Annotated in this window: 1 protein-coding gene; it reads left to right on the top strand. The window is 55.2% G+C overall.

Features of this window, described 5'->3' with window-relative positions:
* The coding region (locus PG892_RS22380) for an ISAs1-like element ISAs12 family transposase (protein WP_270825922.1) at positions 1–880 on the top strand (880 nt) is incomplete at its 5' end.
* Between the last annotated feature and the right edge of the window lie 24 nt (positions 881–904).

Here is a 904-nt window from a genome sequence, read left to right on the forward strand (position 1 = left end):
GTTTCAGGCCGCCTTTGTGCGGTGGACTCAAGCCATTAACCAGCACACCGATGGCGCCCTGGTCGCTATCGATGGCAAAACCCTGCGCAGTTCCTATGACCGTGAGGATCGAACGTCGACCATTCACATGGTCAGTGCCTATGCCGCCGCCAATAAGCTGGTGCTCGGACAGATAAAAACCGACGCCAAGTCCAATGAAATTACCGCTATTCCCGAGTTGCTGGCGCTGCTCGACATCAAAGGCTGCCTGGTATCCATCGATGCGATGGGGTGCCAGACCGAGATCGCCGAGACCATCCTTCAGCAAGGTGGCGATTACTTATTGGCCGTCAAAGGCAACCAACCCAAGTTGTTCGAGGCGGTTCGACAGGCCCTCGCCCCGCTGGCGGCCACCCCGTTATGCGCAGAGACGATGACGCTTGAGAAGGCTCATGGCCGCATCGATGGTCGTGAGTACCATGTCATGGCGGCGGGCGAGTTGGCCGCCCAGTTTCCTCATTGGAAACAGTTGCACAGCATTGGCGTGGCCATCTCCTATCGCGTTGAAAATATGCAAAAAATTACCATAGAGCAGCGTTATTTCATCAGTTCCAAAGCGTTGGTGCAGGATGAGTTTGCGCGAGCGGTGCGTGGGCACTGGGCCATCGAAAATAGCCTGCACTGGGTGCTGGACGTCACGATGGGCGAGGATGATTGCCCGATTTATCGCGGTGATGCCGCAGAGATTTTGGCGTGCATCCGGCACATGGGGCTGAACATGCTCAGGGCCGAGACTTCACGCAAGGCGAGCGTAAGACGGAAGCAAAAAATCGCAGGAATGAGCAGTGAATATCTGGAAACGGTACTCAATGCGGGTCTCAAAAAACTGGGTGAAATTTAACAAAATGTTCACGCTCTCACCCTG

It is taken from the genome of Aeromonas sp. QDB68, assembly GCF_027707405.1.
In the GTDB taxonomy this organism is placed as follows: domain Bacteria; phylum Pseudomonadota; class Gammaproteobacteria; order Enterobacterales; family Aeromonadaceae; genus Aeromonas; species Aeromonas caviae.